At 72.5% G+C, this 26920-nt stretch carries 29 protein-coding genes and 1 pseudogene; 14 read left to right on the top strand and 16 right to left on the bottom strand.

Annotated features, from left to right (window positions below; genetic code table 11):
- Nucleotides 1-53 precede the first annotated feature (53 nt).
- Nucleotides 54-1634 (top strand): apolipoprotein N-acyltransferase, encoded by a 1581-nt coding sequence (lnt, locus tag ACIGA3_RS13330; protein ID WP_399714145.1) that lies wholly within the window; start codon nucleotides 54-56, stop codon nucleotides 1632-1634.
- On the opposite strand, the gene ACIGA3_RS13325 is transcribed toward lnt, so the two are convergent.
- Nucleotides 1552-2463: a Gfo/Idh/MocA family protein gene (locus ACIGA3_RS13325; RefSeq protein WP_399714142.1), complete on the bottom strand. Its 912-nt coding sequence runs from the start codon at nucleotides 2461-2463 to the stop codon at nucleotides 1552-1554. The two genes, lnt and ACIGA3_RS13325, sit on opposite strands and share 83 nt — an antisense overlap.
- Nucleotides 2464-2566: 103 nt before the next feature.
- Here ACIGA3_RS13325 and ACIGA3_RS13320 point away from each other — a divergent pair.
- A pseudogene (locus tag ACIGA3_RS13320) lies at nucleotides 2567-2743 on the top strand (DUF664 domain-containing protein); the annotation flags it as partial.
- A gap of 180 nt (nucleotides 2744-2923) precedes the next feature.
- Nucleotides 2924-3301 (top strand): hypothetical protein, encoded by a 378-nt coding sequence (locus ACIGA3_RS13315; protein WP_399714139.1) that lies wholly within the window; start codon nucleotides 2924-2926, stop codon nucleotides 3299-3301.
- Between the two features lie 7 nt (nucleotides 3302-3308).
- Here ACIGA3_RS13315 and ACIGA3_RS13310 read toward each other — a convergent pair whose 3' ends face one another.
- The 7 genes from ACIGA3_RS13310 to ACIGA3_RS13280 form a co-directional block, all read right to left on the bottom strand.
- A complete protein-coding gene (locus ACIGA3_RS13310; protein ID WP_399714137.1) occupies nucleotides 3309-3830 on the bottom strand; it encodes a hypothetical protein in 522 nt (173 codons plus the stop codon).
- Between the two features lie 146 nt (nucleotides 3831-3976).
- Nucleotides 3977-4660 (bottom strand): uracil-DNA glycosylase, encoded by a 684-nt coding sequence (locus ACIGA3_RS13305; RefSeq protein WP_399714134.1) that lies wholly within the window; start codon nucleotides 4658-4660, stop codon nucleotides 3977-3979.
- A gap of 80 nt (nucleotides 4661-4740) precedes the next feature.
- Entirely contained in the window at nucleotides 4741-6330 is a 1590-nt protein-coding gene (locus ACIGA3_RS13300; protein WP_399714131.1) for an ABC transporter substrate-binding protein, read from the bottom strand.
- A 196-nt stretch (nucleotides 6331-6526) separates the two neighbouring features.
- A complete protein-coding gene (locus ACIGA3_RS13295) occupies nucleotides 6527-7288 on the bottom strand; it encodes an SDR family oxidoreductase (RefSeq protein WP_399714128.1) in 762 nt (253 codons plus the stop codon).
- A 37-nt stretch (nucleotides 7289-7325) separates the two neighbouring features.
- A complete protein-coding gene (gene fabG, locus ACIGA3_RS13290) occupies nucleotides 7326-8087 on the bottom strand; it encodes a 3-oxoacyl-ACP reductase FabG (protein WP_399714126.1) in 762 nt (253 codons plus the stop codon).
- A 145-nt stretch (nucleotides 8088-8232) separates the two neighbouring features.
- Entirely contained in the window at nucleotides 8233-8682 is a 450-nt protein-coding gene (locus ACIGA3_RS13285; RefSeq protein ID WP_399714124.1) for a DUF3037 domain-containing protein, read from the bottom strand.
- The gene (locus ACIGA3_RS13280) at nucleotides 8679-9443 is read right to left on the bottom strand and encodes a HipA family kinase (protein ID WP_399714122.1); all 765 of its coding nucleotides are present in this window, start codon (nucleotides 9441-9443) and stop codon (nucleotides 8679-8681) included. The genes ACIGA3_RS13285 and ACIGA3_RS13280 overlap by 4 nt, the downstream gene beginning before the upstream one ends.
- A gap of 186 nt (nucleotides 9444-9629) precedes the next feature.
- Here ACIGA3_RS13280 and ACIGA3_RS13275 point away from each other — a divergent pair, with 186 nt between their 5' ends.
- Entirely contained in the window at nucleotides 9630-10859 is a 1230-nt protein-coding gene (locus tag ACIGA3_RS13275; RefSeq protein ID WP_399714119.1) for a cytochrome P450, read from the top strand.
- Between the two features lie 6 nt (nucleotides 10860-10865).
- Here ACIGA3_RS13275 and ACIGA3_RS13270 read toward each other — a convergent pair whose 3' ends face one another.
- Nucleotides 10866-11468, bottom strand: coding sequence for a ScbR family autoregulator-binding transcription factor (locus tag ACIGA3_RS13270; RefSeq protein WP_399714116.1), 603 nt, complete (start codon nucleotides 11466-11468; stop codon nucleotides 10866-10868).
- A 412-nt stretch (nucleotides 11469-11880) separates the two neighbouring features.
- Here ACIGA3_RS13270 and ACIGA3_RS13265 point away from each other — a divergent pair, with 412 nt between their 5' ends.
- The 3 genes from ACIGA3_RS13265 (at nucleotide 11881) to ACIGA3_RS13255 (ending at nucleotide 13670) form a co-directional block, all read left to right on the top strand.
- Nucleotides 11881-12597 (top strand): HAD family hydrolase, encoded by a 717-nt coding sequence (locus tag ACIGA3_RS13265; protein WP_399714113.1) that lies wholly within the window; start codon nucleotides 11881-11883, stop codon nucleotides 12595-12597.
- Nucleotides 12598-12750: 153 nt separating this feature from the next.
- The gene (locus ACIGA3_RS13260) at nucleotides 12751-13182 is read left to right on the top strand and encodes a Rieske 2Fe-2S domain-containing protein (RefSeq protein WP_399714111.1); all 432 of its coding nucleotides are present in this window, start codon (nucleotides 12751-12753) and stop codon (nucleotides 13180-13182) included.
- 17 nt (nucleotides 13183-13199) lie between these two features.
- Entirely contained in the window at nucleotides 13200-13670 is a 471-nt protein-coding gene (locus tag ACIGA3_RS13255) for a pyridoxamine 5'-phosphate oxidase family protein (RefSeq protein ID WP_399714109.1), read from the top strand.
- Nucleotides 13671-13676: 6 nt separating this feature from the next.
- Here the strand turns inward: ACIGA3_RS13255 and ACIGA3_RS13250 are convergent, their stop codons facing one another.
- Complete coding sequence (locus tag ACIGA3_RS13250; protein WP_399714106.1) at nucleotides 13677-14579, bottom strand: LysR family transcriptional regulator; 903 nt, start codon at nucleotides 14577-14579, stop codon at nucleotides 13677-13679.
- A 74-nt stretch (nucleotides 14580-14653) separates the two neighbouring features.
- Between ACIGA3_RS13250 and ACIGA3_RS13245 the strand changes: the two genes are divergently transcribed.
- Entirely contained in the window at nucleotides 14654-15613 is a 960-nt protein-coding gene (locus ACIGA3_RS13245) for a DMT family transporter (RefSeq protein WP_399714104.1), read from the top strand.
- Between the two features lie 355 nt (nucleotides 15614-15968).
- On the opposite strand, the gene ACIGA3_RS13240 is transcribed toward ACIGA3_RS13245, so the two are convergent.
- Entirely contained in the window at nucleotides 15969-17297 is a 1329-nt protein-coding gene (locus ACIGA3_RS13240) for an aminotransferase class I/II-fold pyridoxal phosphate-dependent enzyme (protein ID WP_399714103.1), read from the bottom strand.
- A 49-nt stretch (nucleotides 17298-17346) separates the two neighbouring features.
- On the opposite strand from ACIGA3_RS13240, the gene ACIGA3_RS13235 reads away from it, so the two are divergent.
- A complete protein-coding gene (locus tag ACIGA3_RS13235; protein ID WP_399714100.1) occupies nucleotides 17347-18063 on the top strand; it encodes a pyridoxamine 5'-phosphate oxidase family protein in 717 nt (238 codons plus the stop codon).
- A 114-nt stretch (nucleotides 18064-18177) separates the two neighbouring features.
- Here ACIGA3_RS13235 and ACIGA3_RS13230 read toward each other — a convergent pair whose 3' ends face one another.
- Nucleotides 18178-19182: an EamA family transporter gene (locus tag ACIGA3_RS13230; RefSeq protein ID WP_399714098.1), complete on the bottom strand. Its 1005-nt coding sequence runs from the start codon at nucleotides 19180-19182 to the stop codon at nucleotides 18178-18180.
- Between the two features lie 70 nt (nucleotides 19183-19252).
- Nucleotides 19253-19813, bottom strand: a complete 561-nt coding sequence (locus ACIGA3_RS13225) for a Clp protease N-terminal domain-containing protein (RefSeq protein ID WP_399714095.1) — start codon at nucleotides 19811-19813, stop codon at nucleotides 19253-19255.
- Between the two features lie 220 nt (nucleotides 19814-20033).
- Here ACIGA3_RS13225 and ACIGA3_RS13220 point away from each other — a divergent pair, with 220 nt between their 5' ends.
- Nucleotides 20034-20228, top strand: coding sequence for a hypothetical protein (locus tag ACIGA3_RS13220; protein ID WP_399714093.1), 195 nt, complete (start codon nucleotides 20034-20036; stop codon nucleotides 20226-20228).
- A 13-nt stretch (nucleotides 20229-20241) separates the two neighbouring features.
- On the opposite strand, the gene ACIGA3_RS13215 is transcribed toward ACIGA3_RS13220, so the two are convergent.
- A complete protein-coding gene (locus ACIGA3_RS13215; RefSeq protein WP_399714091.1) occupies nucleotides 20242-20877 on the bottom strand; it encodes a PadR family transcriptional regulator in 636 nt (211 codons plus the stop codon).
- 152 nt (nucleotides 20878-21029) lie between these two features.
- On the opposite strand from ACIGA3_RS13215, the gene ACIGA3_RS13210 reads away from it, so the two are divergent.
- The 4 genes from ACIGA3_RS13210 to ACIGA3_RS13195 all read left to right on the top strand — a co-directional run bounded on the left by ACIGA3_RS13210 (nucleotide 21030) and on the right by ACIGA3_RS13195 (nucleotide 24197).
- A complete protein-coding gene (locus ACIGA3_RS13210; RefSeq protein ID WP_399714088.1) occupies nucleotides 21030-21770 on the top strand; it encodes a VOC family protein in 741 nt (246 codons plus the stop codon).
- Between the two features lie 29 nt (nucleotides 21771-21799).
- A complete protein-coding gene (locus ACIGA3_RS13205; RefSeq protein ID WP_399715366.1) occupies nucleotides 21800-22393 on the top strand; it encodes a DinB family protein in 594 nt (197 codons plus the stop codon).
- An 86-nt stretch (nucleotides 22394-22479) separates the two neighbouring features.
- Nucleotides 22480-23310, top strand: a complete 831-nt coding sequence (gene nadE / locus ACIGA3_RS13200; protein ID WP_399714086.1) for an ammonia-dependent NAD(+) synthetase — start codon at nucleotides 22480-22482, stop codon at nucleotides 23308-23310.
- Nucleotides 23311-23384: 74 nt separating this feature from the next.
- Nucleotides 23385-24197 (top strand): PhzF family phenazine biosynthesis protein, encoded by an 813-nt coding sequence (locus tag ACIGA3_RS13195; protein ID WP_399714084.1) that lies wholly within the window; start codon nucleotides 23385-23387, stop codon nucleotides 24195-24197.
- A gap of 16 nt (nucleotides 24198-24213) precedes the next feature.
- Here the strand turns inward: ACIGA3_RS13195 and ACIGA3_RS13190 are convergent, their stop codons facing one another.
- Both ACIGA3_RS13190 and ACIGA3_RS13185 read right to left on the bottom strand, forming a co-directional pair.
- A complete protein-coding gene (locus ACIGA3_RS13190) occupies nucleotides 24214-24981 on the bottom strand; it encodes a CPBP family intramembrane glutamic endopeptidase (protein WP_399715363.1) in 768 nt (255 codons plus the stop codon).
- Nucleotides 24982-25172: 191 nt separating this feature from the next.
- Complete coding sequence (locus ACIGA3_RS13185) at nucleotides 25173-26690, bottom strand: glutamate--cysteine ligase (RefSeq protein ID WP_399714082.1); 1518 nt, start codon at nucleotides 26688-26690, stop codon at nucleotides 25173-25175.
- Between the last annotated feature and the right edge of the window lie 230 nt (nucleotides 26691-26920).

Genomic DNA, 26920 nt, shown 5'->3' with positions numbered 1-26920 from the left:
ATCGTGCGGGGCGCGCACACTGGGGGTGTGGGCCCTGGGGAGGGAGACTCCGGATGAGGAGCACGAGGATGTTCGGCCGGCTGCTGGGCTCCCCCTGGCCCCGTTCCGGCGCCGCCGCCCTGGCGGGCGCGCTGCCCGTGCTCGCGTTCCCGGCGCCCGCGCTGTGGTGGTTCGCCTACATCGCCCTCATCCCCTGGATCGCCCTGGCCCGTGACGCACCGACCGCCCGCCGGGCCGCGCTGGACGGCTGGTGCGGGGGCGTCGGGTTCATGCTGGCCGTGCACCACTGGCTGCTGCCGAGCCTGCATGTGTTCATCTTCCTGATCGCCGCCCTGCTGGGCGCGCTCTGGGCCCCCTGGGGCTGGCTGACGCGCCGCTTCCTGGGCGGCGCCCCCTCCGCGGGCCGTGCCTCGGCCGCCCTGCTGGTGCTGCCCTCGGCGTGGCTGGCCGTGGAGCTGGTCCGCTCCTGGCAGGGGCTCGGCGGCCCCTGGGGCATGCTCGGCTCCACCCAGTGGCAGGTGGGCCCGGCGCTGCGGCTGGCCTCGGTGGGCGGGGTGTGGCTGCTCAGCTTCCTGGTGGTGGCCGTCAACGTGGCGCTGGCGGTGCTGATTTCGGTACGCGCCTCCCGCGTCCCCGCCGTCGTCTCACTGGTCGCCACCGCCGCCGCGACGACCGCCGCGTACACCTGGGCGCCGCGCGCGGACATGGACGGCCGGGTGCGGATCGCGGTGGTGCAGCCGGGGGTGTACGACGGTCCGCGCGGCCCCGAGCGGCGGTTCGCGCGGGAGGAGTCGCTGACCCGGCAGCTGGCCGGGCGGGACGTGGACCTGGTGGTCTGGGGCGAGAGCAGCGTCGGCCACGACCTGGGCGATCGTCCCGACCTGGCCCGCCGGATCGCCGAGCTGTCCCGGCAGACCGGCGCCGAGGTGCTGGTGAACGTGGACGCCCGCCGCGCCGACCGCCTCGGCATATACAAGAGTTCCGTACTCGTCGGCCCGGACGGCCCCACCGGCGACCGGTACGACAAGATGCGGCTGGTCCCGTTCGGTGAGTACGTCCCGGCCCGCGCGCTGTTCGGCTGGGCCACCTCGGTCGGCAGGGCGGCGGGCGAGGACCGGCACCGGGGCACGGAACAGGTCGTGATGGACGCCGGTGGCCTGAAGATGGGCCCGCTGGTCTGCTTCGAGACCGCGTTCCCCGACATGGGCCGCCGTCTCACCGAGGACGGCGCGGACGTGCTGCTCGGCCAGTCCGCCACCTCGACCTTCCAGGGCAGCTGGGCCCCGGAGCAGCACGCCTCGCTGGCCGCGCTGCGAGCCGCCGAGACCGGCCGCCCGATGGTGCACGCCACCCTGACCGGCGTCTCGGCGGTCTACGGCCCGGACGGCGAGCGCGCAGGACCCTGGCTCGGCACGCGCGCGAGCGCCGCCCGTGTGTACGACGTACCGCTGGCGCACGGTGTCACCCCGTACGTCCGGCACGGCGACTGGCCGGTGGACGGCGCGCTGCTGGTGCTGGCGGTGCTGGGTGTGGCGGAGGGGGTGCGGGCGCTCAGGCCGCGCCGGACGGGTCCTGAGCCGCTCGTACCACGCGCTCGCACAGCTCGTGGGTCGCCAGCGCGTCCCGTGCGCTGAGCGGTTCGCCCGCGCGTACGGCGTCGAGGAAGGTGAGGACGGCGCCCTCGATGCCGCGCTGGCGGGACACCGGGACCCAGTCGCCCCGGCGGCGCACGGTGGGCTGGCCCTTGTGGTCGATCACCTCGGCGAGGTTGATCACCTGACGCTTGGTGTCCTGCCCGGAGACCTCGAGGATCTCCTCGGCGGAGCCGCTGAGCCGGTTCATCACACCGAGCGCGGTGAAGCCGTCGCCGGAGAGCTGGAGCACGACGTGGTGGAGCAGCCCCGCCTCGGAACGGACCCGCACCGTGACGTCGTCGACCGGGCCGGGGACCAGGAAGCGCAGGGTGTCGACGACGTGGATGAAGTCGTCCAGGACCATCGAGCGCGGTTCCTCGGGGAGGCCGACCCGGTTCTTCTGGAGCAGGATCAGCTCGCGGGGGTGCTCCAGGACTTGTGCGTAGGCGGGGGCGTAGCGGCGGTTGAAGCCGACGAAGAGGGGGACGCCCCGGCGCTCGGCCAGCTCCACCAGCCGCTGGGAGTCGGCGAGTTCGTAGGCGAGGGGCTTGTCGACGTACGTGGGTACGCCCGCTTCCAGGAGGCGGGTGACGATCTCCGGGTGGACGGCGGTGGGCGCGTGTACGAAGGCGGCGTCGAGACCCGCGTCGAGCAGCGAGTCCAGCGTCTCGTGCCGCCGCTCGGCGGGCAGGTGCAGCGAGTCGGCCACCCGGGCCAGGGTGGCGGGGGTGCGGGTCTGGAGGTGGAGGTCGAGTCCGGGCTGTGTGCCGAGGACCGGCAGATACGCCTTCCGCGCGATGTCGCCGAGTCCGATGCAGCCGACCTTCACGTGTGCTCTCCCTACCGCTGTCCTGCGTTTTCCTCCTCGGAAGCATACGGCGGGCGCCAGTCGGCGATGCCGTCGAAGCCGCGCGGCAGCAGCCTTGTTGAGGGCGCGGCGCAATGCCGCCGATTTCGGGCCGGACGGACTCTCCAAGGGCCTGCGGAAGTCGGCGCGAGAACCGTTCGACGTCCGCTGGATCGACACCCACATGATCGAGGAGTACGTCCGCCACAACGGCCACACCGACCTGGTCCGGGAGCGGATCGACGGCCGGACCGGCGACTGACGCGTCAGCCCTCGTCCACGCCACGCCCTCCGGGTGGGCGAGAGATCACTCGTGTGGGGCATCGAGGGCCCGTCGGTGGAGCCGGACCGACGGCGGGGCGCGCAGAGTGGGCGGGTGGATCGAACTACGACTGCCGCAGCGCTTCTGGTCACCGTGGCCGTCACGGCTCTCACCGGGTGCATGACCGTGCACGGGCCGGCGGCGCCCGCTGCGGGACCGGATGCCTCGCCGTCCCGGGCGGCGGAGGCACGGCCGGACGGGAGCGCGCTGCCCCGGCTGGACCAGGGGCCGGGGCGGGAGGCGCTGGAGCGGACCGGCCCCTCCCCCGGTCCAAAGACTCCGCGCCGCTCGGCGGCCGCGCCGGTGCCCGAGCCGAGGCGGACGCCCGCCGTTCCCGCGCCCCGCAGGGCGTACCCGGAGCGGCCGCGCACCGACACCCCGCACGCGCCCCGCGCGGTGCCGGGGGTCCCGAACGTGTGCGCCCTGGGCAAGAAGTACGGCGGCTGGCCCAAGAACAGCCCTCAGTCGACGATCTGCGAGCGGGCGTACGGACGCTGAGGTACGGCTAGTTGACGGGCCGTTGTCTCGGTGGGCCCCAGCCGTCCCCCTCCGCGGGGCCGGTGTCGGGGAGGCGGAGTTCCAGGCGGGTGATCGCGGCCCGGACGCCGGTGCCGTAGCCGTCCTCGGGGAGGGTGTCCGCCGCGCGGCGGGCGCGGCGGAGGTGGGTGCGGGCGGCGTCCGCGCGGTCCAGCTTGAGGTAGTCGGCCGCGAGGTTGAGGTGCAGGGAGGGGTAGAAGCCGCGCACGGTGGTGGGGTCGGCGCCGGGGCGGCCGTCGGTCAGTTCGTCCGCCGCGGACAACGCCCTCAGGTCCCAGGCGAGTTCGTCCGCCGGGTCGTCCTGGGTGTCGGCCAGGTAGTGGGCGAGAGTGCAGCGGTGCAGGGGGTCGTCGGACTCCGCCGTCTCGGCCCACAGCTCCAGCAGCCGGCGCCGGGCCTCCTCGCGGTCGCCGCCCCGGTGCAGCATGACGATCTGCCCGATCCGGGTGAGCAGGGCATCGGGCGCCGTCTGCTCCTGTCGCTCCGCCACCGCGCCCTCCGGACCCGTCATCCGGCCGCTCGTCGGCCGTCCGCCCATGACGCTAACCGCAGCCGGCGGCGATACCGGGCAGGCGGCTCCGGACGACACGGTGACACGCCCGGACCGGCGCCGCCGCGGGTCCGGGCCGGTGCCGGTCAGCCCAGGTCGGGGATGCGCCAGTCGATCGGCTCGTGGCCCTGCGCGGCGACGGCCTCGTTGATCTGGGTGAAGGGCCGCGAGCCGAAGAACTTCTTCGCGGACAGCGGCGAGGGATGCGCGCCCTTGACCACCACATGCCGGGTCTCGTCGATCAGCGGCAGCTTCTTCTGCGCGTAGTTGCCCCACAGCACGAAGACCGCCGGGTCGGGACGGGAGGCCACCGCGCGGATCACCGCGTCCGTGAACTTCTCCCAGCCCTTGCCCTTGTGCGAGTTGGCCTCGCCGGCGCGCACGGTGAGCACCGCGTTCAGCAGCAGGACGCCCTGCTCGGCCCACGGCATCAGATAGCCGTTGTCCGGGACGGGCAGGTCCAGCTCCTCGCGCATCTCCTTGTAGATGTTCCGCAGCGACGGCGGGGTCTTCACCCCGGGCCGCACCGAGAAGCACAGGCCATGCCCCTGGCCCTCGCCGTGGTACGGGTCCTGACCGAGGACGAGCACCTTGACCTTGTCGTACGGCGTCGCGGCGAGCGCGGCGAAGACCTCCTCGCGCGGGGGGTAGACGGGGCGTTTCGCCCGCTCCTCCTCGACGAACTCGGTCAGCTCCTTGAAGTAGGGCTGCTGGAGCTCGTCGCCCAGAACGCCCTGCCAGGACTCGGGCAGCATGGCGATGTCGGTCACGTCAACGTCCTCACGATCCGCGGTCACTTCCAGGCTTCAGAACCTACAGGCGACCACTGACAACGCGTGCGGCAGGCCGCTCACCAGCTGGTCTTGCGGTGCAGCTCCCACATCATCATGATCGTCGAGGGGTCGAGGGCCCGCTCGCCGCCGGCGATGTCCTCGCTCGCGGCGACGTACTGGCGGCCCTGCCACAGCGGGATCAGCCGGGCGTCGTCCACCATGATCCGCTGGGCGGCCGTCAGGTCCTTCACCACGTCGGCCCGGTTCCCCTGCGCCCGCGAGCGGGGCAGCAGCTCACCGGTGATCTTCTTGGTCACATACGGGGTGCCGAGGGCGTTGTGCGTGCCGACGAAGGGCGCGATGAAATTGTCCGCGTCGGGGTAGTCCGGGAACCAGCCCCGGCCGAACACCGGGTACTCCCCCTTCTGATAGCCGGTCACATAGGTCTTCCACGGGCGGGCGCGCAGGGTGATCGTGAACAGCCCGGAGTCCTCCAGCTGCCGCTTCAGCTCCCGGAACATCACCGCGGTCTCGGAGCCGTAGCGGTCGGAGGCGTACCAGAAGGTGAGCGGGACCCGCTGGTCGATGCCCGCGCCGGTGAGTATCGCGCGCGCCTTGCCGGCGCTCGGGTCGCCGAAGTGGTCGAAGTAGGAGGTGGCGTGGCCGGTCAGGCCCTTGGGGACCATCGAGTAGAGCGGCTCGACGGTGTCCCGGTACACCTTGTGGGCGATCGCGCCCCGGTCCACGACCTGCGCGACGGCCCTGCGGACGGCCGCGTTCCCGGCCCAGCGGTCCTTGGGGTTGAAAACCAGGTAGCTGATGTCGGTGCCGGTGCCGTCGACCAGTTGCAGATCGGCCGGGGACTGCTGCTGGAGGGCGAGGATGTCGTCGGCGGCCAGTCCCCGGTAGGTGACGTCGATCTGCTTGTCGCGGAGCGCCTTGACCATCGCACCGGAGTCCTGGAAGTAGCGGATGGTGACCGCACGGTTCTCGCGCCTGGCGAAGCCCTGGTAGCTGTCGTTGCGGACGAGTACCGCCTGCTTGCCCTCGTCGTAGGACTCAAGTCGGTACGGGCCGGAGCCGTGCACGTTCTTGTCCGTGCGCAGCGAGTTGGCGGGGTACTCGCGCGGGTCGACGAGGGACATGGCGGGGGCGGCGAGCACGAACGGGAAGGTGGCGTCGGGCTTCTTGAGGTGGAAGACGATCTCCCGCGTGCCGACGGTCTCCACCCGGTCGAGGCCCTCCAGCAGTCCGGCCGGGCCGCTCGGGGCGTTGATGGTGCGGATGCGGTCGATGGAGTGCTGGACGGCCTTGGCGTCCAGCGCGTCGCCGTCGGCGAACTTCAGGTCCGCGCGCAGCCGGCAACGGTAGGTGCGGCTGGTGGAATCGGTGAAGGAACAGCTCTCGGCGGCGTCCGGCTGAGGGGTGGTCGCGCCGTTCGGGTAGGCCAGGAGCGTCTGGTAGACGTTGCGGAACAGTTCCCACGAGCCGTCCCAGGCGCCCGCCGGGTCCAGGGTGCTCGGTGCGCTCGTCGTCCCCACCACGATCGGGCTGCTGTCGTCGGGGCCGCCGTCGGAGAGCAGGCCACAGCCGGGCAACAGGGTGATGAGGGAGGTCAGGGACACGCCCGCCGCGACCCTGTGCAGGAATCGGTTCCGCTTGAACACGCGCTCGCTCCTCGATCCGCCGTACCAAGGTCGGCAGACCATACCGCAGCACTGGACCTCCTGAACCTCCCCTGAAACATGGGTTGTTGATCGAATTTCAATGACTACGTTGTCATGGCGCCGCCCCGCCGGGAAACGCGTACGGGCGCCGTCCCCCGAAGGGAACGGCGCCCGTGGCGACGCGGGCCGGGAGGGGTCAGCCCACCCCGGCGTTGAGGAAGATGCCGCCGTCCACGACGAGCGTCTGACCGGTGACCCAGTCGGACTGCGCGGAGGTGAGGAAGGCCGCGGCCCCGCCGATGTCGGAGGGGACGCCGAGCCGGCCGAGCGGGTAGGCGGCGGCCGCCTCCTCCTCCCGGCCCTCGTACAGGGCCTCGGCGAACTTGGTCTTCACCACCGCCGGGGCGATCGCGTTGACCCGCACCTTGGGCGCGAACTCGTGCGCCAGCTGCTGGGTCAGGTTGATCATCGCGGCCTTGCTCACGCCGTACGCGCCGATGAACGGCGAGGGCGCGATACCGGCGACGGAGGCGATGTTGACGATCGCGCCGCCGTTCTCCCGCTGCCAGGCGTGCCAGGTCTTCTGGGCGAAGCCGAGCGCCGAGATCACATTGGTCTCGAACACCTTGCGGGCCACGTCCAGGTCGACGTCGGCGATGGGGCCGAAGACCGGATTGGTGCCCGCGTTGTTGACCAGGAAGTCGACGCGGCCGAACGCCTCCATGGCGCGTTCGACGGCCTCGGCCTGGTGGGCGAGGTCGTGGGCCTTGCCGGCGACGCCGATGACGCGGTCGGCGCCGAGCCGCTCGACGGCCTCCTTCAGCGCCTCCTCGTTGCGGCCGGTGATGACGACGCGGTCGCCGCGTGCCACCAGGGCCTCCGCGACGCCGTAGCCGATGCCCCGGCTGGCGCCCGTGACGAGCGCGGCCTTGCCGGAGAGTTCGGGGAGTTCAGTCATGTCCGTGTGCTCCAGGTGCTCCAGGGTTCCCGAGTGACTAGTCGAGCGGTCCGCCGGCGACGTACAGCACCTGGCCGGAGACGAATCCGGCCGCCTCGCCGGTGAAGAAGGCGATGGCGTTGGCGATGTCCTCGGGCTCACCGACGCGCTGGACCGGGATCTGGGTGGCGGCGGCCTTCTTGAAGTCGTCGAAACCCATGCCCACGCGGTCGGCGGTGGCCTTGGTCATCTCGGTGGCGATGAAGCCCGGGGCAACGGCGTTGGCGGTGATGCCGAACTTGCCCAGCTCGATGGCGAGGGTCTTGGTGAAGCCCTGGAGACCCGCCTTGGCGGCCGAGTAGTTGGCCTGGCCGCGGTTGCCGAGCGCGGAGGACGAGGACAGGTTGACGACCCGGCCGAAGCCCGCGTCCACCATGTGCTTCTGCACGGCCTTCGTCATCAGGAACGAGCCGCGCAGGTGCACGCCGAGCACGGTGTCCCAGTCGGACACGCTCATCTTGAACAGCAGGTTGTCGCGGAGCACACCGGCGTTGTTGACCAGGATGGTCGGCGCGCCCAGCTCCTCGACGATCCGCGCGACGGCGGCCTCGACCTGCGCCTCGTCGGAGACGTCGGCGCCGACCGCGACGGCCTTGCCGCCCGCCGAGGTGATCTTCTCGACGGTGTCCTTGCAGGCGGCCTCGTCCAGGTCGATCACGGCGACGGCGTGACCCTCGGCGGCGAGCCGTACGGCGGTGGCGGCGCCGATTCCGCGCGCCCCTCCGGTGACTACCGCGACCCGCTGTGCAGTGGTGGACATTGCTGCTTCTCCTCGCCCTTGAGAGAACCCGACAGGTCCGGCACCGGACCCGCCGTGCGGTGAGCGACCGCTTAGTACCTTCAGCACCCGTGACGCTAGAAGCCCTGGCACCCGGTGTCAACGGGACACCGGGCGGTGTGATCCATTACCTCACCAGGAGGTCCAGCAGACGCTCCGTCTCGGCCACCGGGTCGGCGGTCAGCCCGGTGTGCACCGGGCCGGGCCGGACGACGGTGGAGCGGGGCGCGATCAGCCAGCGGAAACGCCGCCCGGCGTCGTCGTCGGCCGCCTGCCCGGCCTCCTCCCCGCCCGCGCAGACACGCTCCACGGCACCGAGCGCGGCGCGCACCCCGGCGACGTCCGCCTCCGGGTCGAGCGCGAGCAGCCGGGCCTCGTCCAGGTGGGTGCGGGCGCCGACGTAACCCTGGGCGCGGCAGTACACGATCACGCCCGCGTTGATCCGCTCGCCGCGTTCGACACGGGGTACGACCCGCAGCAGGGCGTACTCGTACACATCGCGGTCGCCGCCCTGACCGGCGCGGATGATGTGGCGTTGGACCACATCTCCGGCCATGTGAATGTGGTGCTCGCTCACTTGCTCTCCTTGAGGCCCTCGATGCGTTCGTGGACGGTGCCCGCGCGGGCGAGCAGGGGGCGCGCGTAGGCGCGGCGCAGGTCGTCGGGGGTGTCGAAGCCGGGCTCGTCGGCCAGCCAGGCGTCGGGGATCTGGGCGGTGACCTCGGCGAGCAGATCCTCGGTGACCCGGTCGGCCAGGTCGGCCGCGGCGGCGGTGACGTCGGGCGCGAAGCGGGCGAGGGTGTGGTCGGCGGCGTCGTAGGGCCGCGCGGCGGAGGCGTCGACGGAGGGCCAGTTGTGGTGCCAGATCATGGTGGCGCCGTGGTCGATGAGCCACAGTCCGCCCTGGTGCACCAGGAGGTTGGGGTTGCGCCAGGAGCGGTCGACGTTGTTGACCAGCGCGTCGAACCAGACGATCCGGCCCGCCTCCTCGGGGTCGACGGGGAAGGCGAGGGGGTCGTAGCCGAGGGCGCCGGAGAGGAAGTCCATGCCGAGGTTGGCCCCGCCGCTGGAGCGCAGCAGGTCCTGCACCTGCCGTTCGGGTTCACCCAGACCGAGGACGGGGTCCAGCTGGACGGTCACCAGCCCGGGCACCCGGAAGCCGAGACGCCGGGCGAGCTCCCCGCAGACGACCTCCGCGACGAGGGTCTTGCGGCCCTGCCCGGCACCGGCGAACTTCAGGACGTGGAGCCCGAGATCGTCGGTCTCGACGAGCCCCGGCATCGAGCCGCCCTCACGCAGGGGCGTGACGAACCGGGTGGCGGTGACTTCGGTCAGCATCCGCCCAGGCTATATCGCCTGCGGCAGCCCATCTCGGGCCCCTGATTCCGCCGCCGCCGAACTGGACGACGACAGCCGCGCCGACCACCTCGGCTGACCCCGCTCCGCACGGCCCGGCACGCGCCTACGATCGGCCACGCACCTCCCCGCACGCCCGGACCGGCCCGTACGACCGTCAGGAGAACCGTGGAGACCTCACCCGCCGGAGCCCCGCACCGTCTGAACCCAGCCGGGGGCTGCCCGCACGCCGACAACGCCCGTCTGCTGGCCCTCGGCGCGGTGGCGGCCGTCGAACTGCCGGGCGGGATCGAGGGGATGGCCGTCCTGGGGCACGAAGCGCTGCGGGAGTTCCTCCAGCATCCCGAAGTCGCCAAGGACGTACGGCACTTCAAGGCGCTGCACGAGGGGCGGATCGAACCGGGCTGGCCACTGCTGACATTCGCCACCGTGCGCGGCATGACCACGGCCGACGGGGCCGACCACCGGCGGCTGCGGTCCCTGGTCAGCCGCGCCTTCACCCCGCGCCGGGTGGAGGGACTGCGTTCGCGCGTCGAGGAGTTGACCGACGCACTGCTGGACGGCCTGGCCGCGACCGAGGGCGTCGTCGATCTCCGGCGACACTTCGCGCTGCCGCTGCCGATGGGCGTCATCTGTGAACTCCTGGGCGTGGAGGAGCAGTTCCGCGACCGTCTGCACCGGCTCAGCAACCAGGTGGTGGCGACGGACATCGGCCCCGAAGCGGCACTGGCCGCGAACCGCGAACTCGTGGGCGTACTGGGCGAGATAGCGGCGAGCAAGGCCGCGCACCCCCGCGACGACCTGACCAGCGCCCTCATCGCCGCCCGCGACGAGGGCGGCGACCGGCTCGGGCAGGAGGAGCTGATCGGCACCCTGGTGCTGCTGATCATCGCCGGGCACGAGACCACCCTGAACCTGATCACCAACGCCGCGCGGGCCCTGTGCGGCCACCGCGACCAGCTCGACCTGGTCCGTGCGGGCGGCGCGAGCTGGGCCGACGTGGTGGAGGAGACCCTGCGCTGGGACTCGCCGGTGAGCTACTTCCCGTTCCGCTACCCGGTGCGGGACCTCACCGTCGACGGCACCACCATCCCGGCGGGCACCCCGGTCCTGGCCGGCTACTCCGCCGCCGGACGCGACCAGGCGGCCCACGGCCCGGACGCCGGCCGCTTCGACGTCACGCGCCCGGCCCGCGCCGACGCCGTACGCAACCTGTCGCTCGGACACGGCGCCCACTACTGCCTGGGCGCTCCCCTCGCGCGACTGGAGGCCACGGTCGCGCTGGAGCGGCTGTTCACCCGCTTCCCGGACCTCGAACTCGCCTTGCCGGAGGGAGACTTGCCGCGCCACGCCAGCTTCGTGGGCAACAGCGTGCGGGAGCTTCCGGTGCGCCTCTGACCGGCTTCAGGGCTTGGGCGCCGGCTGGAGGGACGGCAGGGTGAGGTGCCACCACTCGGCCAGGCGGGCGGTGATGGTCGCGCTGCCCTCCAGCGCCTCGGTCAGGGAGCAGAGGCCGAAGAAGGCGCGCACCAGGGCGCGGGCGGTGGGCGCGGGCCGGATGTGCGGGGCCAGTTGGCCGGTGGCCCGCGCCTGGGCCAGGAGGCGGGTGGTGGCGGCGGTCCAGAGGGCGAAGGGATCGGGGAGCGTGGCGTTGATGACCTCGCGCTCGGCCCACAGTCTGGCGCCCCCGCGCGTCACGGGGTCCTCGGCCAGGGCTTTGGCGATGTCGTAGCTCAGCGCGACGAGCCGGTCCATCGGCGGGACCGTCTCGTTCGTATACCGGGCGTTGAGTTCGGGCCAGGTGGCGAAACGATCCTGGACGACGGCGAGGGCGATGCCCTCCTTGCTCGCGTAGTGGAAGTACACGGAGCCGCTCGTCCGTCCCGACCTGCTGCTTATGTCGTTGACGCTGGTCCCCGCGTACCCCCGCTCGGCGAAGAGGGAGGCGGCCGCCTCCAGGAGTGATCGGCGCGTTGCCCTGGCCCGTTCCTGCAACGTCCCGTCCACCCTCGCTCAACGTTCCTGACGCCGAAGAATGTAGTGCGCCCGCGTGCGCCGGGGGCTACCGGAACCACACTCGCGCGGTAATTGCGCTTTTCTTTCGAGGATGAACGCGGGCGAGTGGTAAAGGGCCCGCTCCGCCACCGTTTCGGTACTTCGCCGAGGGAACGACGGTCGCGGCGCGGTGGCGCCGGTTGCCCAGTAAATATGCCTCAACTGTGCTTTCACACAAAGCCGTTGGCGATCCAGGTATCCACTCCGGCACCCGGCTTCCCTGAGGGTGCATACACCCCGAAACCCCCCACAGTCGATAACTCCATGTAGCCATTTCCTCACTCTGTGCGCGCAAATAACGTAGCGGCGACGATGTTTCCGTTTCCCGAGCTATGCCGGGAATGCCCGTTCCAGGGAGGTCCTTGTGTCCACCACGGGTCATCATCTGCTCGACTGGTCCCCCAGGGCCGTCGTCTTCGACTGCGACGGCACCCTGATGGACAGCGAACGCCACTGGCAGGACGCCCGCGCCCGGGCCTTCCGGGGCTTCGGCCTCCAGACCCCACCGGGGTTCGCCGAGCAGGCCAAGGGGGTGCACTACGCCGACTGCGGGCGGCTCATGGCGGAGTCGGTGCACAAGCCGGAACTGACCGCCGATCTGACGGCGGCGCTCCTCCACCACTTCCTGGCGCTCGTCGCGGACGACCCGGTGACGATGCCCGGCGCCGTCGAACTCGTACGACTGCTCTCCGGCAGGCTCCCCCTGGCGGTGGCGAGCAACTGCCCCTCGGAAGTGGTGGAGGCGAGCCTCGAACAGGCAGGGCTGCGCGCCCACTTCGACCACATCGTCGTGCCCTCGGCGACCCCGGCCGGCGACACCGGTACGGTCCGCCCCAAGCCGTGGCCGGACGTCTACGAGACGGCGGCCCGACTGTGCGGGGTACGCGCGGAGGAGGCGCTGGCGGTCGAGGACTCGCTGACCGGCGTCGAGTCGGCCCGGCGCGCCCGGCTGCGGGTGCTGGGCGTCGGCCCCCGGCCGCACGGCGACGACGCCCACCGGGCCGACCTGTGGGTCCCGGCGCTGCACACCCCCGAGTTGCTGACCTGGGTGCGCTCCTGGGCGCCGCTCGCCGGAGGTTGATCCACGACGCCGTCAACTCCGTTGCGTCGGCGGCTCTTACGCCCTCCTCATGCCCCGGCGGCGAGGATCGGGGCCGTCGCTGAACGGCAGGTGCCACGGGGCCGTACCCCTGGACGGATCAAGAACGCTCACTCCGGCGGAAGGAAACCCCCCATGACCAGCGCATCGCCCCGACCCACAGCCGGACCGGACCGGCGGACCGTGATCGCGGCGGCGGGAGCGGCCGGGCTCACCGTGGCGCTGGCGGCCTGCGGTTCACAGGACGGCGGTTCGGACGCGGTCGGCTCGGGTTCCGCCGGGGACGCCCTCGCCAAGACCGCCGACATCCCGGAGGGCGGCGGCAAGATCTTCAAGGACAAGGGTGTGGTGGTCACCCAGCCGAGCGCGGGCACGTACAAGGCGTTCTCCTCGAAGTGCACCCACCAGGGCTGCGCGGTGGGCAGTGTCGCCGACGGGGTGATCGTCTGCCCGTGTCACAACAGCCACTTCTCGGTGACGGACGGCAGCGTGAAGAAGGGGCCCGCGACGGCCCCGCTGCCCGAGGAGAAGATCACCGTGTCCGGCGACGAGATCAAACTGGCCTGACCGGCGAGGGGGGCCGCATGACCGTCACTCAGCAGCGCCGGGGCCGGAAGATCATGATGACGCCCGGTGAGCTGGACGAGTTCCTGACCAGTCAGCGCACCTGCCGGGTGGCGACCGTCTCGGCGGACGGCACCCCGCATGTGAGCGCGCTGTGGTTCGTGTGGGACGGCACCTCGCTGTGGCTCTACTCCGTGGTGCGCAGCAGGCGTTGGACCCAGCTGCGGAACGACGTGCGGGTGGCGGTGGTCGTCGACTCGGGTGAGGAGTACGACCAGTTGCGCGGGGCCGAGCTGTCCGGCCGGGTGGAGTTCGTGGGCGAGGTGCCCCGCACCGGGGAGCTGTGCGCCGAACTGGACACGGCGGAGACGCTGTTCGCGCGGAAGAACTTCGGCATGGACGAGATGCCGCACGACGGCCGGCACGCCTGGGCCCGGCTGACCCCGGACAAGGTCGTGTCCTGGGACTTCCGCAAACTCGGCGGCCGTTGAGGGAGCTCAGCCGAGCTGCGCGGCCGCCGTCCGCAGCGCGTCGACGGCGGCGCGGATGGAGGGGCGGCGGTCGGCGTCCGCGCGCCACAGCACATAGACGTGCCGCCGTATCCGCTGCCTGAGCGGGACCAGGACGACGCCGGGCGGTACCGGGTCCCGGCCCAGCAGGGGCGCGATGCACACCCCGAGCCCGGCGGCGACCAGCGCGAGCTGGGTGTGGGTCTCGCCCGCGCGATGGCCGACGATGGGTTCGACGCCCTTGGAGCGCAGGGTGAACAGCAGCCATTCGTGGCAGAACTCGCCCTCGCCCCAGGTGATCCACTCGTCCCCGGCGAACTCCGCGAGGTCGACCTCGTCCCGGCCGGCGAGCGGGTGCCCGGCGGGGAGGGCGACCTCGGCCGGGTCGTCCAGGAGGGGTTCCTTGACCAGGCCGTCGGGCACGGGCATCGGCTTGTTGTACCAGTCGAGGACGACAGCGAGGTCCAGGTCTCCACGCGCGACTCCGGCGACGCCGAGTTCCGGCTCCAGCTCGCAGGTGCGCAGCCGCAGGGCGGGGTGCCGGGCGCGCAACGCGGCGAGCGCGGCCGGGAAGAGGCCCCGGGCGGCGGTGGGGAACGCCGACATCCTCAAGTCCCCGGCGACCTGCCCCCGGTGTGCCTCCAGATCGGACTGGGCCAGCTCGACCTGGGAGAGGATGCGGGCCGCGTGCTCGGACAGCAGCCGTCCGGCGTCCGTGAGCCGCACCCCGCGACCGTTCTTGGCGAGCAGCCGCTGCCCTGCTTCCCGCTCCAGCTTGCCGAGCTGCTGCGAGACCGCGGACGTGGTCACGTGCAGCGCCTCGGCGGCGGCGCTGACCGAGCCGTGCCGGGCGAAGGCATGCAGGGTGCGCAGGCGCTCCAGGTTCAACATGTAAGCGATCCTAAAACGTATCGCGCGATAATTCTCGATTGTGCTACGAAGTTGCGTCCAGCATCTTTGACGGCATGAGCACGGTCATCCCTTCCCGGACCCAGTCCCCCGCCGCCACCTCCACGCCGGCTCCCGGGCGCCCGCCCCGTCTTCTCGACTGGCGGCTGCGCTTCGGCCTGCTGTCCTTGATCTGGGGCTTCAGCTTTCTGTTGATCAAGGTCGGCACGGGCGCCTACGCCCCCTTCCAAGTCACCCTGGGCCGCCTGTTCTTCGGCACGCTCGTCCTCGCGGCGGCCATGGCCGTGAAGCGGGAGCGGCTGCCGCGCGGGGCCCGCACCTGGGCCCATCTGGCGGTCGCCGCGTTCTTCCTGAACGCCCTGCCCTTCTCCCTCTTCGCGTTCGCCGAGCTGACGATCCCCTCCACCCTGGCCGGCATCTGCAACGCCACCTCGCCGCTGTGGGGCATGGCGTTCTCCGTGATCGCCCTCTCCGAGGACCGGCCGACCAGGGTCCGCGTCGCCGGACTCGGCCTCGGCTTCCTCGGGGTGCTGACGGTCCTCGGCGCCTGGCAGGGCTTCAACGGCCTGGACGCCAGGGGCACCGCGCTGGCCCTGCTGGCCTCGCTGAGCTACCCGGTCGGCTGGATCTACGTACGGCGCACGCTGGCGGGTACGGGCAACTCGCACCTGTCGATGACCGGCGCGCAGCTGCTCCTCGCCACGGTCCAACTCGCTGTCGTCACCCCGCTGTTCACCTCCCTCCCGGCGAGCTTCCCGGTCGGCCCGCTGCTGGCGGTCGCCGCGCTGGGCGCCCTCGGGACCGGCGTGGCGATGCTCATCCAGTACGGCCTGGTCGCCGAGGTCGGCCCGACCACGGCCCAGATGGTCACCTACTTCGTGCCGGTGATCGCCACCGTGGCGGGGGTGACGATCCTCGGTGAGTCGCTGCGCTGGACCACCCCGGTGGGCGCGGTGATCGTCATCGTGGGGGCGGCGCTGACGCAGGTCAGGCGCCGAGCCGCGTCCGCTGAGTAGCGCCGCCGGGAAGGACGGGAGGGCTCACCGCGCCCGGAGCCTGCGCCCGACCCGGCGTGCGGGACGCCCCCTGCGCGAAGAGCTCGGGACGACGCTGCCCCAGGCAAGGCACGGAGCGGCGTCCACCGAGGAGCGCCGCCGGCCGAAGGTGGGGCTCGTCGCACCTGGAGGCGCGCGTCCGCCCCGGCGCGAGGGACACCCCCTGCGCGAAGAGCTCGGGACGACGCCGGCCAGGGCCAGGTGCGGAGCCGCGTCCCCCTGAGCAGCGCCGTGGCCAGGACGGCGGGGCGTGACCCAGGGGCGGCGAGGGGGACTCCGCGGGACGGGCCAAAACTGAGCCCCGTCCCACCCGTCCTCACCCGTAGGACCGCGCCGGGGACGGGCGTACCGCCGCCGCCACCGCGTCCGCCAGCGGTTCGATGTCCGCCTCGGTCAGGGGGGAGACGGTGATGCGGACGGCCGGCGGTGAGTCCAGCCGGAAGCGGGCGCCGGGGGCCACGGCCCAGCCGGACTGGAGGAGCCGGGCGACCGCGCCGGTCTCGTCGGGCACCGGCACCCAGACGTTCATGCCGCTGCGGCCGTAGGCGGTGACCCCGCGTTCGGCGAGCGCGTCGAGCAGCCGCTGCCGGCGCGCGCTGTACGCGGCCGCGACCTCCGGGCCCACCGCCTCCTCCGCCCAGAGCCGGGCGACGGCGCGTTGCAGCAGGTGGCTCACCCAGCCGGGGCCGAGCCGCTGCCGTCCGCGCACCAGGTCGACGGTGCGGGCGTCCCCGGCGAGGACGGCGAGCCGCAGGTCGGGGCCGTAGGTCTTGGAGACGGAGCGGATGAAGGCCCAGTGCCGGGTGGCGCCCGCGAGGGGGTGCGCCGGGAGGTCGACGAAGCCGTGGCCGTGGTCGTCCTCGATCAGTACGGTGCCGGGATGCTCGCGCAGCACGGCGCGCAGCCTGCGCGCGCGGGAGGCGCTCACCGAGGCGCCGGTGGGGTTCTGGGCGCGGGTGGTGACGAGCAGGGCGCGGGCTCCGGAGCGCAGGGCGGCGTCCAGTTCGGCGGGCAGCGGGCCCTCCTCGTCCACGCCGACGGGGACGGGGCGCAGCCCGAGCGCGGGGATCAGGTCCAGCACGCTTCCCCAGCCGGGGTCCTCCACCGCGACCGCGTCGCCCGGCCTGAGATGGGCGGCGAGGACGCGCTCGATGGCGTCGAGGGAGCCGGAGGTGAGGGTGAGCGGCCCGGCCGGGACACCGTCCGCGTCGAGTGCGGCGCGGGCGGCGCGGACGAGATCCGGGTCGGCCGGATCGTCGCCGTAGAGCACCGGGTCGCGGCCGGCGCGGGCGGCCGCATGCGCGAACGCCGGGGCGAGGGCGGGCAGCAGCGCGGGATCGGGGTTGCCGGTGGACAGGTCCCGCGCACCCTCGGGCACGTCGAGGCGCAGCTCGTCCCGGCCGGTCGTGGCGGGCTTGGGGCGGACCCTGCTGCCCCGGCGGCCGGCGGTCTCGATCACCCCGCGCTCGCGCAGGGTGCGGTAGGCGGCCGCGACCGTATTGGGATTCACATCGAGCCGGGCCGCCAACTCTCGCATGGGCGGCAGTGGTTGGCCCGGCAGCAGCTCCCCGGAGCCGACCGCGTGTTCGACACTGGCCGCGATCTCCGCCGCACCGCGCCCCTGAATCCGATACTCTCCTAGCACAAACTCGATTATGCACTAGTGCAATCCAGTAGTCCAGGGAGGGACCGCCATGCAGGGGACCGGACAGGCAGCACCGCAGGCCGACTACGCACCGACCGACCGCACCGTGCCCACACGGGCCGCGCAGCGGGCGTCGTACGACCGGGAGGCGGTGCACGCGATCCTCGACGACGGCTACCTCTGCCACCTCGGCTTCGTCCGCGACGGCGCCCCGGTGGTGCTGCCCACGCTCTACGGCCGGGTCGGTGAGCGGCTGTACGTGCACGGGTCCACGGGTTCGCGCCCGCTGCGGATGACCGGCGCCGCCGATCCGGGGCTCCCGGTGTGCCTGACGGTCACGCATGTCGACGGGCTGGTGCTGGCCCGGTCCGCCTTCCATCACTCGATCAACTACCGCTCGGTGGTGGTGCACGGCGTCGCGTACGAGGTCACCGACCCCGAGGAGCGGCGGATCGCGCTGGACGCCGTGGTGGACCAGGTGGTGCCGGGCCGCTCGGCCGACTCCCGCCCCGCCAACCGCAAGGAGCTGGCGGCGACCGCGGTGATCCGGCTGGACCTGGAGGAGGTGTCGGCCAAGGTCCGCACCGGCGGCGTGAACGACGAGCCCGAGGACCTCACCCTGCCGTACTGGGCCGGAGTGGTCCCCGTACGCACGACCTACGCGGCCCCGCTCGCCGACGCCGATCTGGCGCCCGGCACCGAACTCCCCGACTACCTGGCGGAGTTGACGACCGAAGCCGAGGCCCAGGCGGCCACGGGCGCCTGACGGCCCGCCGCGCCTCCGCGGGCAGCCCCGTCCCTCCCGGCACCGAAAGCACCCGCCTCGGGCTGCCGGGAGGAGGCGGAAGGGCGATCCCGCCTGCCCGCGGGATCAAGACGCCTAGGCAGCCGTGCCCCGCGCGGACAGCTCCCTTTCCGCGCCGCCCTCCGCGACCGGTTCCGCAAGCCCCTTGGCGGGCGCCGAGGACTGTGCGATGAAGGCGCCGACGAGGACGACCGCGCCCCCGGCCACCTGCGGCAGCGACAGATGCTCGCCGAGCAGCACCCAGGCCAGCACGGTGGCGATGACCGCCTCCAGACACGCGACGACCCCCGCGACCTGCGGCGACAGCCGCCGCACCGACAGCACGCCGGTGACGTAGGCGACGACCGTGGCGACGAGCACGATCCAGGCGAGCAGCGCGAGTGCGGGCACCGGGGTGCCGTCGAGGTGCGCGGTGCCGGTCAGTACGGACCGGTCCATGGTCCAGGGCCGGGCGACGACGGTGAGCACGGCGGCGCCGACCAGCAGGCCGTACGCGATCACGCCGAGCGGGTCGGGCGCCCGCTCCCCCGCGTCGCCGCCCTGGTCGGACAGGACGAAGTAGCCGACCTGGCAGCAGGCGGCGCCGAGGGCGAGGAGCAGCCCGAGCGCGTCGAAGCGCAGCCCGGACCACACCTCGACCACGCAGGCGAGTCCGCCGGCCGCGAGGACCACGCCGAGCGCGGCCGCCCTGGTCACCGGCCGCCGCTGCACGAACCGCACCCAGCCGAGCACCAGCGCCGGGGCCAGGTACTCCACCAGCAGGGCCACGCCGACCGGGATGCGGGAGATCGCGGCGAAGTAGCACGCCTGCACTCCGGCGACCGCGAGCAGCCCGAACCCGACGAGCAGCGCGGGACGTTGCCGGAGCAGCGCGCGGTGCCGTACGGCCAGGGGCAGCATCACCAGGGCGGCGCCGGTCACCCGTAGCCAGACGACGTGCAGCGGGTCCAGGCCCGCTTCGATCAGGGGCTTGGCCGCGACTCCCGACCCGCCGAAGGCCAGGGCCGATGCCAGCGCGAGGCCGAGCCCGGCGCCTCGGCCGTGGCCGCTCTCACTGTTTCCGGACGAACGCACGCGCACATGATGACAGGCGATGACATGAGCGTCACCCCCGTTGACACCTGTCTCAGGGGATGGACGCGTGCGCACTTCAGTGAGCCGTGCCGTCCGTGGCGCGGGGCGCCTTCCTGGAGGTCAGGCCGCCGGCGGGGATTCCGGCGTGTTCGAGGACCTCGACGGCGCGTGCGCGGGGGTCGGCCACCAGGGCGGCGAGCAGATCGAGGCCGGCGGCATGGGGTTCGCCCCGGCGGGCGGCGCGACGCCGGGCGTCCCGCATGGCCTCGGCCGCGAGGGGCGACCAGCGCTCGGGGCCCTCGAAGGTGCCGTCACCGCGTACCGGTCTCGGTACGGCGCCCGGCGAGCCGCCGCCCTCCGCTCCGCGCTGCCAGCCCAGTCCATAACCGATGCTGCGCTGGACGAGGTAGCCGAGCAGCCGGACCAGTTGGGGGCCGATGGCGGCGCGGGCCTCGGGGTCCGCGTCGAGGAGCGAGTGCAGCAGATGGGCGGTGTCGATCTGACGGTCGCCGTCCCGCACGGCGCGGCGGCGGGCACCGGCGACGACCGCCGCGAGCGTCGCGTCGAGACCGGTGTCGTCCTGTGCGTCGGCGCCACCCTCGTCAGGGACGGGCCGGCCGGCTGTACGGGGTTCCACGGTCCCACCTCATCAGCCACGGCGGCCCCTTCACATCCGCGAGGGGAACCATTCGCGCGTCCCACGCAGAGTGGAGACCCGCGCCCGGCGCCTCCTCCTCACGGATGAGGCCGGGGCCGTCCGCCTCGGGGGCACCCCGGCCCGTCGCACGCCCCGGCGCAACCACACAGCGCCCTCACACGTCTCACACGAAGTGGAGGAAGGATGCCTGTGCTGGCTGGTGGGCCTGCCGGCGGTCGACGGCAAACAGTACGTGTACCGGGTGTACGCCCCGTCGGACGCACTGCCCGCCGACCTGTTCTGGGACGCCTGGCACTGCCATGACGAGGGCCCCTTCCCGCGGGCGTGGGACCTGTTCGACGCGGCGGTGATTCGACGCGTGCCCTCGGCCTGTGTCCCGCCGTCGCGCGCCTGATCCTCAGTCCTCGTCAGTCCTCGTCGGCGAGGATGAGGTACAGCTTCTTCCGGGCGTCGTTGAGGACGGCCAGCGCCTTGTCCCGCTGCTCCTTGGTACCGGTCTTCCATACCTGGCCGAAGGCTTCCATCAGACCGGCCCCGGCCTGGCGGATCTCACTGAGCGCCTCCCAGTCGACGCCGCGCGAAGCCTCCTCCCAGGGGGCGTCCGGGCCCTCCTCGGCGGCGGTGCGGCCACTGTCGGTGAGGGCGAACAGCTTCTTGCCACCCTCGCTCTCGCTGGCGATCAGACTCTCGTCCTCCAGCAGCTGCAGGGTCGGGTAGACCGAGCCGGGGCTCGGCTTCCACGCGCCGCCGCTGCGCTCGGCGATCTCCTGGATCATCTCGTAGCCGTGCATGGGCCGGTCCTTGAGCAGGGCGAGGATCGAGGCCCGCACATCACCACGCCGCGCCCGCCCCCTCGGCCCTCCGCGCCCGCGGCCGCCCCAGGGTCCGCCCCCGAAACCGGGGCCGCCGAAAACCGGCCCGCCGAAGCCGGGGCCACCCGGCCCGAAGGGCCCGAAGGCACCCCGCTCCCCCTCGAATCCACCCCGGCCGTACGGACCGGGCCCGGCACCCCGGTGCCCTCGCTCGAATCCATGACCGTGCATCACGATCACTCCATCCTGTCGTCGATCGATCCCATCCGATCGCGTTCCTTACGCGACACGTCGACGATATATCGGTAACGCACCACCGACAAGCCCCTGCCGCGAAAAAAGTGGTTGCCCGTCCCGCACCGCGCGGGCATACGATCTGCCGCATGACGACGCGTCTGGTACAGATTTCGATCAAGGCTCGGGACAAGTCCGCGCTCGGCCGGTTCTGGGCGGAGGCGCTCGGCTGGGAGGTCACCGGCGACGGGCCCGACGAGACCAACGTCGAACCCGGAGGGATCATCACCTACCCCTCCCCCGAGGCCGTCTGCATCGACGTCCTCACCGTCCCGGTCCCCAAGACGGTGAAGAACCGCGTACACCTCGACCTCGCGACCACCTCCGAGGACCACCAGGCGGAACTGGTCGCCCGGTTGCAGGAGTTGGGCGGCACGCCCGTCGATGTGGGCCAGGGCGACGTCCCCTGGACCGTCCTCGCCGACCCCGAGGGCAACGAGTTCTGCGTACTGGAGCCCCGGGAGATCTACCGGGACACCGGCCCTGTCGCCGCGGTGGTCGTCGACTGCGCGGACCCGCACACCATGGCCCGCTTCTGGGGCGAGGCCATGGACTGGACCGTGCACGAGGTCACCGACGACCACGCGCGACTCCGCTCCGCCAAGGCCGTCGGCCCCTACCTCGAGTTCATCCGCACCCCCGACGCGAAGACCGGCCTGAACCGCGTCCACTTCGACGTCCGCCCCTACCCCGGCGACGACCAGGCGGCCGAGGCGGACCGGCTCCGCGCCCTCGGCGCCACCGACCTCGACCTCGGCCAGGGCGACGTCTCCTGGACAGTTCTCACGGACCCCGAGGACAACGAGTTCTGCGTCCTGGTGCCGCTGTAATGGGGACCGACGTTCCGGCGGCCGCCCCCATGACCGCACCCGGCCCCAAGGCCGACCTGCTCCGCTACCTTCGGTCCGCCCGTGAAGCCCTGCTGTGGAAGCTCGACGGGCTATCGGAGTACGACGCCCGCCGGCCCCTCACCCCGACCGGCACCAACCTCCTCGGGCTGGTCAAGCACGCGGCCGGGGTCGAGCTGGGGTACCTCGGGGACACCTTCGGGCGGCCGTCGGGCGAGCCCTTGCCCTGGCTCGCGGAGGACGCCGAGACCAACGCGGACATGTGGGCCACCGCCGAGGAGTCGCGCGCGGACATCGTGGGGCTCTACCGCCGCGCCTGGGCCCACGCGGACGCGACGATCGAGGCACTGCCGCTGGACACCGTGGGCCGGGTGCCGTGGTGGCCGAGCGGCCGGGACGAGGTGACCCTGCACCACGCCGTCGTACGCGTCCTGGCCGACACCCACCGGCACGCCGGGCACGCCGACATCGTCCGGGAACTCATGGACGGCGCCACCGGCATGGACCGGGGCGACACCAGCATGCCGTCGGACGACCCGGCCTGGTGGGAGGGGCATCGGGCGCGGGTGGAGCGCGCGGCGAAGGAGGCCGGAGGGGACGCGTGACCCGTCGCGTACCGGGCTGCCAGGCGTTTGCCAGAATGGCACCCGGCCCGCAGGTGAGGGCCGCCGCCGAAGTGTGAGGAACGAGCATGACCGACCTGGCCGCCACGTCGCAGCAGAAGGAGATCGCCCGGGATCTCCAGGTGCCCGAGTCCTTCGACGTGGAGCAGGAGATCGAGCGCCGGATCGCCTTCCTCGCCGAGCGGCTGACCTCCACCGGCCTGCGCTCGCTGGTGCTCGGGATCAGCGGCGGGGTGGACTCGACCACGACGGGCCGGCTGTGCCAGCTCGCGGTCGAGCGGGCCCGCGCGGCCGGCCACGAGGCGACGTTCTACGCGATGCGGCTGCCGTACGGCGTCCAGGCCGACGAGGCCGACGCCCAGCGGGCGCTTGCGTTCATCCGCCCCGACCGGACCCTGACCGTCGACGTGCGGCCCGCGAGCGACGCCGCGCTGGACGCGGTCGTGGCCGGCGGCACCGTCTTCCGCGACGCGCACCACCAGGACTTCCTGCACGGCAACATCAAGGCCCGCCAGCGCATGATCGCCCAGTACGCGGTGGCCGGCGCCCATGACGGCCTGGTCGTCGGCACCGACCACGCGGCGGAGGCGGTCTCCGGCTTCTTCACCAAGTTCGGCGACGGCGCGGCCGACGTCGTCCCGCTCACCGGCCTCACCAAGCGGCGCGTCCGCGCCGTGGCCGAGGCCCTGGGCGCCCCCGCCGAGCTGGTCTGGAAGACCCCCACCGCCGACCTGGAGACCCTGGCTCCCGGCAAGGCCGACGAGACGGCGCTCGGCGTCACCTACGACGACATCGACGACCTCCTCGAGGGCAAGCCGGTCGCGGACCCCGCCCTCACCACCATCATCGACCGCTACCGCCTCACCGAACACAAGCGCCAACTGCCGCTGGCTCCCTGAGCCCCCGCCGGCCAAGGCCACCCGTCTCCAACTGGCCTTGGCCGCCCGGTCGCCGGAACCCCTAGGGTCTGCGCATGCGCATCCGAATCGTCGACGCCTTCGCCGACCTCCCCTTCACCGGCAACCCCGCCGGAGTCCTGCTCCTGGACGACGTGTTCCCGGACGACGACTGGCTCCAGCAGGTGGCCTCCGAGGTCAACCACTCCGAGACGGCCTTCGCCCACCGGCTGCCCGAGGGCGGGGAGGCCGACTGGGCGCTGCGCTGGTTCACCCCCGTCACCGAGGTGGCGATGTGCGGGCACGCCACGCTCGCCACCGCGCACGTCCTTTACACCACCGGCGCCCACGAGGGCCCGGTACGGTTCGCCACCCGCAGCGGTGTCGTCATCGCCACGCCGGGCGAGGACGGGGAGATCACCCTGGACTTCCCCACCGCACCGCTCACCGAGGTCGAGATCCCGGAGGGGCTCGCCGAGGCGCTGGGGGCGGAGCCGGTGGCCGCGTTCGATACCGGACCCGACGTCGGGGACCTGCTGGTGGAACTGGCCGACGAGAAGACCGTGCTGGAGCTGACCCCCGACCACCGGGAACTCACCGGCTGCTCCAGCCGGGGCGTGATCGTGACCGCCCGCGCCGAGGACCCCACGCTGGGCTGCGACTTCGTCTCCCGCTGCTTCTTCCCGAACGTCGGCATCGACGAGGACCCGGTCACCGGCAGCGCCCACACGGCGCTCGCCCCCTACTGGTCCCCGCGCCTGGGCCGGGACGACCTCACGGGCCTCCAGGCGTCCCGCCGCACCGGCGTGATCCGCACCGGCCTGCGCGGCGAGCGCACCCTGCTCCGGGGCCGCGCGGTCACCGTCATCGACGGCGAACTCCTCGCCTGAGCGGCCGTATCGGCGCTCACGGCGTCGGCAGCCACCCCACCTTGCCCGCCAGCAGGGCGTAGCCGACGAAGGCGCCGATGTCGAGCAGAGAGTGGGCGACGACCAGCGGCCCGACCCGGCCCCACCGCCGGTACAGCCAGACGAACACCACGCCCATCACCATGTTGCCGATGAAGCCGCCGATGCCCTGGTAGAGGTGGTACGAGCCCCGCAGGACCGCGCTGGCCACCAGCGCGGTCCCCGGACTCCAGCCCAACTGGCCCAGCCTGCGCAGCAGATAGCCGACGACGATGACCTCTTCGAGCACCGCGTTCTGCACCGCCGACAGCACCAGCACCGGGTACTTCCACCACACGTCGGGCAGTGCCTCGGGCACCACCGTGAGGTTGAAGCCGAGCCCGCGCGCGGCCAGGTAGAAGGCGATACCGGTACTGCCGATCACGGCCGCGACGGCCGCGCCCCGCGCCAGGTCGGACCAGGGCCGCCCCCGGTCGAAGCCGATCACCTTGAGGCTCTCGCCCTCCCGGCACAGCAGATACGCGACCAGCGCCACCGGCACCAGCGCGGACGCGATCCCGAAGAGCTGCCAGGCCAGATCGAGCCAGGGACGGCCGGGCGCGGCGGAGGCGTTGAGGGTGGCCGCCTGGTCCTTGAGCCCGCCGGGCTTGGTGACCGAGCCGATGAAGCTGATGAGCGCGGACACCCCGCTCGCCCCGAGCGAGAGCGCCAGCACGATCAGCGTCTCGTCCCGCAGCGTCCGCCGGGAAGGCTGCTGCCATGCCATGGACTCGGCCACCGGTTCCGCCTCCACCCGCGTTCCGGGCGCCGGGCGGCTCGACCTGCCCCCGCGCGCCTGTGTTCCGCAAAGGATCGCAGAAGGACGCGGCCGGCCTACGCACCGGGTCGCGCACGACAGGGCCGTACGCGGACGGAATCGTCCACCCGCGTACGGCCGTATCCCCCAAGGGGTGCCCCTCAGCCCAGCGGCACCGGCTCCGGCAGCCCCACCGGCCAGGTGTGCACCGGTTCCCCGGCGTGCATCAGCTCGGCGTACCGGCGCGTCGTCGCGGCCAGCGCCTCCTCCCGGCCGTGGCCCTTCTCCAGGGCGCGGTGGAAGGTGGCCGCCTGCCAGGACGCGCCGTTGACCCGCTTGCGGCAGCGCTCCTCGATGACACCGAGGTAGAAGTCCCGGTCGGCGGCCTCGATCCCCCACGCGTCCAGCCCCGCCGCGGCGAGCGGCAGCAGCTCGTCGCGGACCAGGGTGACGGCGTCGACCTCGGCCGTGCCGCCGTAACGGCCGCGCCGGGGCCAGACGAAGCGGGCGTCGATGCCGTACCGGCAGGCCGCGTCGAAGTTGGCCTCGGCGGCCTCGAAGGGCAGCCGGGTCCACACCGGGCGGGGCTCCTCGGCGAACGCGCGCACCAGGCCGTAGTAGAAGGCGGCGTTGGCGATCACGTCGGTGATCGTGGGTCCGGCGGGCAGCACCCGGTTCTCCACCCGCAGATGGGGCACGCCGTCGGCGATGTCGTAGACCGGGCGGTTCCAGCGGTACACCGTGCCGTTGTGCAGGACGAGTTCGGCCAGCTTGGGCACGCCGCCGGCGTCGAGGACCTCCAGGGGCTCCTCGTCGTCGCAGATCGGCAGCAGGGGCGGGAAGTAGCGCAGGTTCTCCTCGAACAGGTCGTGGGCGGAGGTGATCCAGCGCTCACCGAACCAGGTGCGCGGCCGGACTCCCTGGGCCTGGAGTTCGGGCGGGCGGGTGTCGGTGGCCTGCAGGAAGAGCGGCGGCCGGGACTCGCGCCACAGCTCGTGCCCGAACAGGAAGGGCGAGTTGGCGCCGACCGCGATCTGCGCGGCCGAGGCCGCCTGCGCCGCGTTCCACACGTCGGCGAACCGGTCGGGCGTCACCTGGAGGTGCAGTTGCACGGAGGTGCAGGCAGCCTCGGGGACGATGGAGCGGGAGGTGCAGCGCAGATGCTCCACGCCCTCGATGTCGAGCCGGAAGTCCTCACCGCGCGCGGCGACGATCTGGTCGTTGAGAAGGGCGTAGCGGTCCACCTCGGAGAGGTTGGACGAGACCAGGTCGTCCCGGCCCAGCGTGGGCAGGATGCCGGTCATCACGATGCCGGCGTCCACCTCGCCCGCCTTGCGGTCGGCGTAGGCGAGGGAGGTGCGCAGCTCCTCCGCGAGCCGGTCGAATACCCGGTCGCCCAGCCGGTGCGGGGCTATGTTGACCTCCAGATTGAACATGGCCAGTTCGGTCTGGAAATCGCGGCTGGCGATCCGCTCCAGTACCTGGCCGTTCAGCATTTTCGGCATACCGTCGGGGCCGGCGAGATTCAATTCGATCTCCAGCCCCATCAGGTTCTTGGGACGGTCGAACCGTTTCTCGGCCAGCAGTCGCTCCAGTCCCGCCAGGCACTTCTGGAGCTTTTCGCGGTAGCGCTGGCGATCGGACAGGTCGAACGGCCCTGCCACGACCTTCTCCCCCATGGAAGTGTCCCTCCTCGGATGGGCGGCCCGAGGGTCCGGCCGCCGGGGTCCCGGATCAGGTGGGATGATGCCCAGCGGAAGCGATCGATAACGCCGCATCCGGCCTCGCCGCCCATTATTCTGACGGAAGTGTCCTGCGGCACATTCACGAGGCATGCCGCATCACGCATCTTCGGGTGCCCTGATCGCCTCGTGAAAAACGCCGACGACAATCGGCCGACCGCGCTGAC

Origin of the sequence: Streptomyces sp. NPDC085596 (genome assembly GCF_044541565.1) — a bacterium.
Classification (GTDB): domain Bacteria; phylum Actinomycetota; class Actinomycetes; order Streptomycetales; family Streptomycetaceae; genus Streptomyces.
Note: the sequence above shows the minus strand (reverse complement) of the source record. Positions and strands in the feature narration are given on the sequence as shown.

What these genes read in the sequence shown, in the direction of transcription:
- lnt (WP_399714145.1), top strand. Translation starts at nt 54, where the DNA reads ATGAGGAGCACGAGGATGTTCGGCCGGCTGCTGGGCTCCCCCTGGCCC.
- ACIGA3_RS13315 (WP_399714139.1), top strand. Translation starts at nt 2,924, where the DNA reads ATGACCGTGCACGGGCCGGCGGCGCCCGCTGCGGGACCGGATGCCTCG.
- ACIGA3_RS13295 (WP_399714128.1), bottom strand. Translation starts at nt 7,288, where the DNA reads ATGACTGAACTCCCCGAACTCTCCGGCAAGGCCGCGCTCGTCACGGGC.
- fabG (WP_399714126.1), bottom strand. Translation starts at nt 8,087, where the DNA reads ATGTCCACCACTGCACAGCGGGTCGCGGTAGTCACCGGAGGGGCGCGC.
- ACIGA3_RS13280 (WP_399714122.1), bottom strand. Translation starts at nt 9,443, where the DNA reads ATGCTGACCGAAGTCACCGCCACCCGGTTCGTCACGCCCCTGCGTGAG.
- ACIGA3_RS13260 (WP_399714111.1), top strand. Translation starts at nt 12,751, where the DNA reads ATGACCAGCGCATCGCCCCGACCCACAGCCGGACCGGACCGGCGGACC.
- ACIGA3_RS13255 (WP_399714109.1), top strand. Translation starts at nt 13,200, where the DNA reads ATGACCGTCACTCAGCAGCGCCGGGGCCGGAAGATCATGATGACGCCC.
- ACIGA3_RS13250 (WP_399714106.1), bottom strand. Translation starts at nt 14,579, where the DNA reads ATGTTGAACCTGGAGCGCCTGCGCACCCTGCATGCCTTCGCCCGGCAC.
- ACIGA3_RS13245 (WP_399714104.1), top strand. Translation starts at nt 14,654, where the DNA reads ATGAGCACGGTCATCCCTTCCCGGACCCAGTCCCCCGCCGCCACCTCC.
- ACIGA3_RS13235 (WP_399714100.1), top strand. Translation starts at nt 17,347, where the DNA reads ATGCAGGGGACCGGACAGGCAGCACCGCAGGCCGACTACGCACCGACC.
- ACIGA3_RS13215 (WP_399714091.1), bottom strand. Translation starts at nt 20,877, where the DNA reads ATGCACGGTCATGGATTCGAGCGAGGGCACCGGGGTGCCGGGCCCGGT.
- ACIGA3_RS13210 (WP_399714088.1), top strand. Translation starts at nt 21,030, where the DNA reads ATGACGACGCGTCTGGTACAGATTTCGATCAAGGCTCGGGACAAGTCC.
- ACIGA3_RS13205 (WP_399715366.1), top strand. Translation starts at nt 21,800, where the DNA reads ATGACCGCACCCGGCCCCAAGGCCGACCTGCTCCGCTACCTTCGGTCC.
- nadE (WP_399714086.1), top strand. Translation starts at nt 22,480, where the DNA reads ATGACCGACCTGGCCGCCACGTCGCAGCAGAAGGAGATCGCCCGGGAT.
- ACIGA3_RS13195 (WP_399714084.1), top strand. Translation starts at nt 23,385, where the DNA reads ATGCGCATCCGAATCGTCGACGCCTTCGCCGACCTCCCCTTCACCGGC.
- ACIGA3_RS13190 (WP_399715363.1), bottom strand. Translation starts at nt 24,981, where the DNA reads ATGGCATGGCAGCAGCCTTCCCGGCGGACGCTGCGGGACGAGACGCTG.
- ACIGA3_RS13185 (WP_399714082.1), bottom strand. Translation starts at nt 26,690, where the DNA reads ATGGGGGAGAAGGTCGTGGCAGGGCCGTTCGACCTGTCCGATCGCCAG.